Annotated in this window: 8 protein-coding genes; 5 read left to right on the top strand and 3 right to left on the bottom strand. The window is 65.6% G+C overall.

Annotated features, from left to right (window positions below; all coding sequences use genetic code 11):
• The first annotated feature begins 194 nt into the window (after positions 1–194).
• The 3 genes from B1964_RS06310 to B1964_RS06300 all read left to right on the top strand — a co-directional run bounded on the left by B1964_RS06310 (position 195) and on the right by B1964_RS06300 (position 3,427).
• The gene (locus B1964_RS06310) at positions 195–659 is read left to right on the top strand and encodes an Lrp/AsnC family transcriptional regulator (protein ID WP_006367518.1); all 465 of its coding nucleotides are present in this window, start codon (positions 195–197) and stop codon (positions 657–659) included.
• Positions 656–2,044, top strand: a complete 1,389-nt coding sequence (locus tag B1964_RS06305; RefSeq protein WP_079929254.1) for an aspartate aminotransferase family protein — start codon at positions 656–658, stop codon at positions 2,042–2,044. Before B1964_RS06310 ends, B1964_RS06305 begins: the two co-directional genes overlap by 4 nt.
• A gap of 75 nt (positions 2,045–2,119) precedes the next feature.
• Positions 2,120–3,427, top strand: a complete 1,308-nt coding sequence (locus B1964_RS06300; protein WP_079929253.1) for a serine hydrolase — start codon at positions 2,120–2,122, stop codon at positions 3,425–3,427.
• A 24-nt stretch (positions 3,428–3,451) separates the two neighbouring features.
• On the opposite strand, the gene B1964_RS06295 is transcribed toward B1964_RS06300, so the two are convergent.
• The 3 genes from B1964_RS06295 to B1964_RS06285 form a co-directional block, all read right to left on the bottom strand.
• Positions 3,452–4,513: a YhjD/YihY/BrkB family envelope integrity protein gene (locus B1964_RS06295; RefSeq protein WP_079929252.1), complete on the bottom strand. Its 1,062-nt coding sequence runs from the start codon at positions 4,511–4,513 to the stop codon at positions 3,452–3,454.
• A gap of 129 nt (positions 4,514–4,642) precedes the next feature.
• On the bottom strand, positions 4,643–5,683 hold the full coding sequence (trpS, locus tag B1964_RS06290) for a tryptophan--tRNA ligase (protein ID WP_079929251.1): 1,041 nt from the start codon (positions 5,681–5,683) through the stop codon (positions 4,643–4,645).
• A 69-nt stretch (positions 5,684–5,752) separates the two neighbouring features.
• Complete coding sequence (locus B1964_RS06285; RefSeq protein WP_079929250.1) at positions 5,753–6,601, bottom strand: exodeoxyribonuclease III; 849 nt, start codon at positions 6,599–6,601, stop codon at positions 5,753–5,755.
• Positions 6,602–6,724: 123 nt separating this feature from the next.
• Between B1964_RS06285 and B1964_RS06280 the strand changes: the two genes are divergently transcribed.
• Both B1964_RS06280 and bfr read left to right on the top strand, forming a co-directional pair.
• Positions 6,725–6,904, top strand: coding sequence for a bacterioferritin-associated ferredoxin (locus B1964_RS06280; protein ID WP_079929249.1), 180 nt, complete (start codon positions 6,725–6,727; stop codon positions 6,902–6,904).
• 97 nt (positions 6,905–7,001) lie between these two features.
• Positions 7,002–7,487 carry a bacterioferritin gene (gene bfr, locus B1964_RS06275; protein ID WP_079929248.1) on the top strand — a complete coding sequence of 162 codons (486 nt, stop codon included), beginning with the start codon at positions 7,002–7,004 and terminating at the stop codon, positions 7,485–7,487.
• Positions 7,488–7,501: the final 14 nt, after the last annotated feature.

Here is a 7,501-nt window from a genome sequence, read left to right as displayed (position 1 = left end):
AGGATCGAGAACAGTATGGTCCGGCCCGGCACCGTCGATCGGCGCGCCGGCGATCCATCCGGACGGAATGCTGGTGGTCAACACGGCTGCGATACTACCGTCGATAATGCGGATTCGCGATTCTTTTCCGGATTTTTATGACGAAATCAGAAGTATCGGTTGCGCTATACCACTGAATCCGTCAAGATCGGGGGGTGCCTGAAGCCTCTCACCCTCATCTCGACGGCACCGCGAAGAGAATCATCGAGCTACTGCAAGCCGACGGGCGCAGTTCGTATGCGTCGATCGGCAAGGAGGTCGGACTCTCGGAGGCGGCGGTACGCAATCGCGTACAGAAGCTGAGCGAGAGCGGACTACTGCAGATCGTCGCCGTCACCGATCCCCTCAAGTTGGGGTTCGCCCGCCAGGCCCTCATCGGCATCCGATGTACCGGTGACACCGAGGAACTGGCCACGGCACTCGCCGGGAATCCGGAGATCGACTATGTGGTGCTGACCGCCGGCTCGTTCGACATCCTCATCGAGGTGGTCTGCGAGGACGACGATCACCTCCTCTCGATCCTCAACCGGACCGTCCGCAAACATCCCGAGGTTACCGGCACGGAGACCCTCGTCTATCTGAAACTCGTCAAACAGCAATACAATTGGGGAACACGATGACCACAACCACCCAACCGTCCATCGACGGAACCTCTCTCGGAGCACGCAGCGCCGCGCACCTGTGGGGCCACTTCGCCCGACACGGCGAGGGCATCACCCCGCCGGTGATCACCCGCGGCGAGGGTGTCCGCATCTTCGACGACCGCGGGCGCAGCTACCTCGACGGCCTCGCCGGCCTGTTCGTGGTGCAGGCCGGCCACGGTCGCGTCGAGTTGGCCGAGGCGGCCGCCCGGCAGGCCAAGGAGCTCGCCTTCTTCCCGGTCTGGTCCTATGCGACGCCGCCGGCCATCGAGCTGGCCGAGCGCCTGGCCGCCTACGCACCCGGTGACCTCAACCGTGTCTTCTTCACCACCGGCGGAGGCGAGGCGGTCGAAAGCGCATGGAAGCTGGCCAAGCACTACTTCAAGCTCACCGGAAAACCGATGAAGCACAAGGTGATCTCACGATCCATCGCCTACCACGGCACCCCGCAGGGCGCGCTGGCAATCACCGGCATTCCCGATCTCAAGCAGATGTTCGAGCCGCTCACCCCGGGTGGGTTCCGCGCGCCCAACACCAACATCTACCGCGCACCCGACGAGGCACTGGCCGCCGATCCCAAGAAGTTCGGTCGCTGGGCCGCCGACCGCATCGCCGAGGCCATCGAGTTCGAGGGCCCCGAGACCGTCGCCGCGGTGTTCCTCGAGCCGGTACAGAACGCCGGTGGCTGCTTCCCGCCACCGCCGGGCTACTTCGAGCGAGTGCGCGAGATCTGCGATCAGTACGACGTCCTGCTCGTCTCCGACGAGGTGATCTGCGCGTTCGGCCGCATCGGTTCGATGTTCGCCTGCGAGGACTTCGGCTATCAGCCCGACATCATCACCTGCGCCAAGGGCATGACCTCGGGGTACTCCCCGATCGGCGCGATGATCGCCAGCGATCGTCTTTTCGAGCCGTTCAACGACGGATCGACCACCTTCCCACACGGCTACACCTTCGGTGGGCATCCGGTGTCGGCGGCGGTGGCGTTGGCCAACCTCGACCTCTTCGAGCGCGAAGGTCTCAACGACCACGTCAAGACCAACGCCCCGGCGTTCCGCGCGACGCTGGAGAAGCTGCATGACCTGCCGATCGTCGGCGACGTCCGCGGCGAGGGCTACTTCTACGGCATCGAGCTGGTCAAGGACAAGTCCACGAAGGAGACCTTCAGCGGACCGGAGGCCGAACGCATCCTGCGGGGATTCCTGTCCACGGCGCTCTTCGACGCCGGTCTGTACTGCCGCGCCGACGACCGCGGCGACCCGGTCGTCCAGCTGGCCCCGCCGCTGATCGCCGGACAGGCCGAGTTCGACGAGATCGAGCAGATCCTGCGCTCGGTGCTGACCGAGGCCTACACACTGCTCTGACCGGCCGACATCCGGTCTCGGCGTCGCCTACAAGACACGACACCGAGAGATGACGCCGCTGGTAACGTCCGTGCAGTGACGTGGGGGAATACGCACCTTGGCCGACGGATCGGCACGATCCTGGCAGCGGTGTGTGCGGCGGCCCTGGTGAGCGCACCCGGGGCCGCCGTCGCCGTTCCGCCGGCGACACCGGTCACCGATCAGTGCCCGCATCGGCAGACCCCGCCACCCCCGGTCGACACCTCCGAGGTCGTCGCACCCGGCTCGACGACGCCCACTGCACTCCCGGTCCCCACACCGGCCGTCGGCGGCGAGCGCCTCTCGGCATGCGGGGTGATCGCCGATCCCGGCGCCGGCCCGATCCCCGAACGTCTCACCTCGGCGGCCTGGCTGGTCGCCGACCTGGACACCGGCGCGATCATCGCCGCCAAGGACCCGCACGGGCGCTACCGCCCGGCGTCGACGATCAAGGTGCTGCTGGCCCTGACCGTCCTCGATGCCGGACTCGACCTCGACAAGATGGTCGTGCCGACCGCCGAGGACTGGAGTCAGGAGGGCGATTCGTGTGGCATGGGACCGGGCGGGCACTACACCGTGCGCGACATGCTCAGCGGGCTGCTGATCGTCTCCGGCAACGATTGCGCGCACGCGCTCGCGCGTGAACTGGGCGGGGTATCGAGCACGCTCACCAAGATGAACTCGCTCGCCGCGCACCTGCACGCGCTGGACACCCGGGCGACCACGCCATCGGGTCTCGACGCCGCAGGCATGTCCACCTCGCCCTACGACCTGGCGCTGATCTTCCGTGCCGCGATGGGCAATTCAACGTTCCGGGAGATCATCTCCACACCCACCTACCACTTCCCCGGATACCCACCCCGCTCGGACGTACCCAGCGACACACCGCACCCCGGATACGAGATGCAGACCTCGGATCAGCTACTGCTGCAAGGCTATCCAGGAATGCTCGGCGGCAAGACCGGGTACACCGACGACGCACTGAAGACCTTCGTGGGAGCCGCCCGCCACGGCGACAAGACCGTCCTGATCGTGCAGATGTACGGTCTCTCGACCGGCGACGACAATTACTGGACCCAGGCACAATCGTTGCTGGAGTACGGATTCCACGCACCGTCGGACACCCGGGTGGGTGAGCTCGTGGCGGGCCCGAACACATCTGCACCGACATCGGCCACCGCGTCATCGGGGTCATCGGCGTCATCAGGGTCATCGGCGATGACGACGCAGGCGGATACCGCTCGTCCGTCGAGCACCGCCGATCACTCGACCGCCACCCGCATTCTCGTCGGGCTGGTCGTCGCCCTCGTCGTCGTGATCCTGCTGGCCGCGGCCACCCGCCTCGTCGGGCTGCGCCGCCGTTGACCGGCGCCGCAGCGACGCGGATCGTCAGTCGCCGCGGACGCGCCGGATCACCATACCCACCGCAGCTCCGACCGCGGCGGCACCGGCGAGTGCACCGACCTTCGGCATCGGACTGACCTCCACGGTCGGACGCATCACCACCGGTCGCTGCTGCGTCTCGTCGATCTCGTCGTCGACCTGGAAATCCTCGTTGATCGGATCGGTGGCGCACCACGCGGTGGCGTACAGGATGATCCGCGACGCGAGGTAGGCGAAGACCATGATGCCCAGAATCGGCCCGAACGCGGCTCCGGCCGGGCTGCCGAGCACCGACTTGAGGTAGAGCCCGCCGAGGTTCTTGATGATCTCGAACGCGATCGCGGTGATCAGGCCGGCGCTGAGGCAGTTACGGAAAGGCAACGGCACCAGGGGAAGACGGGCCAGCACGAGGGTAAAGAGCATCCAGCTGGCGAAGACCGAGATCGCGATCGCCACCACCCGCAGCAGCACCGGAGCCCATGAGGTGTGGTCCACGCCGACCCACTCGAGGACCTTCCTGACGATGCCACCGCCGTTGGCCAGCGTCGTCAGTGCCATCGTCGCAGCGAAGGCCAGCCCGAGCACCACGAAGGTGAGCAGATCGGTCACCTTCGAGACGAGAGCATTGCGCGACAGCCTGCCCCCGAACATCTCGGTCATCCCGGCTCGCACACCGGCGATCCAGCCGACACCGGTCAGCGCGGCACCGACGAGACCGATGATGCCGACCGTGGCGCGTGAGGAGATCGCCGAGTCGATCACGGAACCGATCTGGTCGCCCATGCCGCCGGGCAATTGCTTGACCACGGCGTCCTTGAGTTGTTCGATCAGATCGGGGTTGCTCGCCAGGACGAATGCCGCGATGGCGAACGCAACCATCAGGATCGGGACGAGCGCGAGGATTCCGTTGAAACTGATGCTCGCGGCATGGACGTTGCCGCGCCGATTGGTGTAGCGCTCCTGGGTGCGCATGGCGTGACCAAGCCACGGCCAGCGCTCACGAGCGGCAGCGAACCATTCTTTGGCGCGTGCAAGTAGATTCTTGAACCACGCGATCACCGAACCCATCGTCGCCTCACCTCCCTGTCGGCGAAGCGCCCGGGCTCCGCGTGGGTGCGCCCGACAGCGGTCCGCGTCGGTACGCCTACTGACGCTCCGCGTCGGTACCCGCCGACCCGGATCAACCGGGCACGGGCCTCACGCCCCTACCGTAGGTGCCAGGAACCCGACTTTGTCGTATACCGACTTCAGCGTGGCGGATGCGATCTCACGGGCCCTGGCCGCGCCCGAGGCCAGGATGGCATCGAGTTCGGCGGGGTCGTCGAGGTATTCGGAGACGCGACCGCGCAGGGGTGTCACGAATTCGGTGAGGATCTCGGCGGTGTCCACCTTGAGATCGCCGTACCCCTTGCCCTCGTACTTGGCGACGAGATCGTCGATGCCCACCCCGGACAACGCCGACTGGATCGTGAGCAGGTTACTCACGCCCGGTTTGTCGGCGGGATCGAAGGAGATCTGCGAGCCGGTGTCGGTGACCGCGGAGCGAATCTTCTTGGCCGAACGCTTCGGGTCGTCGAGCAGATTGATCAGACCCTTGTCGGTCTCGGCGGACTTGCTCATCTTGGCCGTCGGGTTCTGCAGGTCATAGATCTTCGCGAATTCGGAGACGATGTGCGCACGTGGCACCCGCAGGACGCCGCCGAAGCGTTTGTTGAAGCGCTGGGCGAGGTCTCGGGTCAGCTCGAGGTGCTGGCGCTGGTCCTCACCGACCGGGACGAGGTCGACGTCGAAGGCGAGGATGTCCGCGGCCATCAGGATCGGATAGGTGAACAGTCCGACCCCGGCGGCGTCGGCGCCCTGTTTGGCACTCTTGTCCTTGAACTGCGTCATCCGGTTGGCCTCGCCGAATCCGGTGATGCACTGCAGAACCCAGGTCAGTTGCGCGATCTCGGGGATGTGTGACTGCACATAGACGGTCGCCCGGGTCGGGTCGACGCCGACGGCGAGCAACTGCGCCACCGACACCCGGGTGCGGTGCGCCAATGTCGCGGGATCGAATTCCGCGGTGAGGGCGTGCATGTCGGGGATGAAGTAGAACGCGTCGAAGTCGTCCTGCAGGGCCACCCACTGACGCACGGCACCGAGATAATTGCCGAGGTGAAAGGAATCGCTGGTGGGCTGGATACCCGACAACACACGTTGACGCGGCGCGGACACCGACCCGGAGACGTCACTCATGGGTCGATTCTTTCAGACGGGTCGAGCGGTTTACCGCGGGAGCCCGACGGTGCGATCGGACGCCGGAGATCAGTCGTATATCACGGTGACCGGGGCGTGATCGGACCACCGGCGATCGTAGGAGTCGGCGCGATCGACGAAGGCCTTCACCGCCCGTCGGCTCAATGAACGGTTGGCGAGCTGGTAGTCGATGCGCCAGCCCGAGTCGTTGTCGAATGCCTTGCCCCGCCACGACCACCAGCTGTAGGGGCCGTCGACAGCGGGGTGCAAGTCGCGTACGACGTCGGTCCAGCCCGACTCGAGGCGCGCACCCACCCACTCCCGCTCGTGGGGCAGGAAGCCGGGATTCTTCAGATTGCCCTTCCAATTCTTGATGTCGAGCTCGGCGGGCGCGATGTTCCAATCCCCACCCACGACAACATGCCGACGGCGCCGCGCCGCGCCGGCGAGATACTCACCGAACTCGTCGAGGAAGCGCTTCTTCTCGGCGAACTTGGCGGTCTCCTTCTCGGTGGCCGACGGTGTCGGTTCTGCTGCGCCCTTCGGCAGATACAGGCTGGCCGCGGTCAGCGCCCCGAGTTCCGGGACGTCGAAGTCGGCCTCGAGGTAGCGACCGGTCGCGTCGAATTCCTCGCTGCCGAATCCGACACGCACCGCTTTCGGGGCGGACCGGCTCAGCACTCCGACCCCGGCATGGCCCTTGACGACCGACTCGGTCATCGACAGGTGCCAGCCGGCGTCGAGAGCAGGACCCAGTGCAGCTTCTGTCTGCTCGGTGTCGGCCCGGATCTCCTGCATCAGGACGATGTCGGTGCCCGACGCATCGAGCCAGCTCAGGAAGCCGGGGTTGATCTCCGAACGCTGCTTGGTGGCGGCGCGGATGCCGTTGACGTTGATGGTGGTGATCGACGTGGTCACGGTGCCCCACCCTACGTGCGGCCACCGACACGTTATCTGGAGTGGTTCCAAAGGTAAGGCAACCCTTGTGCCGACGCCGCACTTTATGCAATCCTCACCTAACAGCCAGATGAGGTGAGTTCCATGTTCGTTTGTATCTGCCGCGCGGTGACCGAGGACGAGGTCCATGAGCACTGCACCGCGGGCGCTCGAACCGTCGACGCGATCAGCGACCGCTGTGGCGCCGGCGAGGGATGTGGCACCTGCCTCGATCGGCTACAGCAGATCGTGAGCGAAAGGACGTCCGTCACCACCGCAGCCTGACCCACCCGAGTTCTACCCCACCGCGAATTGGGCGCGTGGGGCGATTGCTCGTGCTAACGTTCGAAGAACCAGTCCCTGGACCGAACGGAGTTGTGGCATGCGTGGAGATGACGAGGTCATCGCCCTGCTCAATGAGCAGCTGACCAGCGAATTGACGGCGATCAATCAGTACTTTCTGCACTCCAAGATGCAGGACAACTGGGGGCTGACCGAGGTGGCCTCCAAGACGCGCGCCGAATCCATCGAGGAGATGACCCACGCGGAGATCCTCACCGACCGGATCCTGTTCCTCGAGGGCCTGCCCAACTATCAGCAGATCCTCCCGTTGCGCATCGGCCAGACCCTGCGTGAGCAATTCGAATGCGACCTGGCCATCGAGATCGAGGTCGTCGAGCGTCTCAAGCCGGGAATCGCGATGTGCCGCGACAAGGGTGACATCACCTCGGCGAAGCTCTTCGAGGAGATCCTCAAGGACGAAGAGCACCACATCGATTACCTCGAGACCCAGCTCGAGCTGATGGATCGCCTCGGCGAGCAGCTCTACATGTCCAAGACGGTCGCCACGCCACCCGACGTGGGCTGATCGGGTCGTCGGGG

It is taken from the genome of Gordonia sp. i37, assembly GCF_002043085.1.
Classification (GTDB): domain Bacteria; phylum Actinomycetota; class Actinomycetes; order Mycobacteriales; family Mycobacteriaceae; genus Gordonia; species Gordonia polyisoprenivorans.
This window is presented reverse-complemented; position numbering and strand designations above follow the sequence as displayed.

Coding starts and splice junctions, on each gene's coding strand:
- B1964_RS06280 (WP_079929249.1), top strand. CDS start 6,725: ATGTTCGTTTGTATCTGCCGCGCGGTGACCGAGGACGAGGTCCATGAG.
- B1964_RS06305 (WP_079929254.1), top strand. CDS start 656: ATGACCACAACCACCCAACCGTCCATCGACGGAACCTCTCTCGGAGCA.
- trpS (WP_079929251.1), bottom strand. CDS start 5,683: ATGAGTGACGTCTCCGGGTCGGTGTCCGCGCCGCGTCAACGTGTGTTG.
- bfr (WP_079929248.1), top strand. CDS start 7,002: ATGCGTGGAGATGACGAGGTCATCGCCCTGCTCAATGAGCAGCTGACC.
- B1964_RS06295 (WP_079929252.1), bottom strand. CDS start 4,513: ATGGGTTCGGTGATCGCGTGGTTCAAGAATCTACTTGCACGCGCCAAA.